Here is an 843-nt window from a genome sequence, read left to right on the forward strand (position 1 = left end):
CCCTCAGGGTCCGGTCAGAACCTGCATCGGCTGTCGCAAGCGGGCCACGAAGAGTGAATTGCTGCGAGTCGTGGTCGGCTCGGCGGATGACGGCCCAGCCGTCGTCCCCGATCTCCGCGGCACGACCCCCGGGCGAGGTGCGTACCTCCACCGGACGGTCGCGTGCTACGAGCTGGCGCATCGCAGGCGAGCCTTCACCCGAGCCCTCCGGCTCGACCAAGGCTTGGCCACGGACGCCGTTCGCGCACTGCTCGAATCACTCGACACATGACCGTGATGACCGACAGAAACTGGAGCAGCAGCTCATGAGCACTCGATGAGTACTTCCCGATGAGCATGCACAACCACTAACGGCTTCGTCGCACCACCCTGCAACCTGCGGGGAACGGGCTCGGGGCCAGAAGGAGAAGCGTGGCCAAGCCCCGAGTTCATGAGCTCGCCAAGGAGTTCGGCGTCGAGAGCAAGTTCGTTCTCGAGAAGCTGAAGGAGATGGGCGAGTTCGTCAAGTCTGCATCCTCGACCGTGGAGCCCCCGGTCGCGATGCGATTCAAGAAGGAGTACGGCGAGCAGCTGAAGGCTGCTGGCGGAGCTGCTCCCGCGCCGGAGGCACCTGCCCCGGCGAAGAAGGCCCCGGCCAAGAAGGCTGAGTCGGCCCCCGCAGCCGAGGCTGCGCCTGCCGCTGCGGCACCCGCCGCGCCGGCAGCGCCCAAGAAGGCTGCACCGCGTCCCGGCCCGAAGCCGGCTCCCAAGCCTGCTCCGGCCGCCGAGAAGCCCGCCCCTGTCGAGCCGGTCGCCCCGGCTGCACCGGCAGCGGAGGCGCCTGCGGCACCTGCTCCCGAGAAG

2 protein-coding genes are annotated in these 843 nt (G+C 68.6%); both read left to right on the plus strand.

What is annotated here, in order from left to right; translation table 11 throughout:
• Positions 1 to 25: 25 nt before the first annotated feature.
• On the plus strand, positions 26 to 271 hold the full coding sequence (locus tag ABD151_RS04655; RefSeq protein WP_343992378.1) for a YlxR family protein: 246 nt from the start codon (positions 26 to 28) through the stop codon (positions 269 to 271).
• 140 nt (positions 272 to 411) lie between these two features.
• The coding region (locus ABD151_RS04660) for a translation initiation factor IF-2 N-terminal domain-containing protein (protein WP_343991817.1) at positions 412 to 843 on the plus strand (432 nt) is incomplete at its 3' end.

The sequence above is a fragment of the Nocardioides dubius genome (assembly GCF_039528155.1).
GTDB lineage: Bacteria > Actinomycetota > Actinomycetes > Propionibacteriales > Nocardioidaceae > Nocardioides > Nocardioides dubius.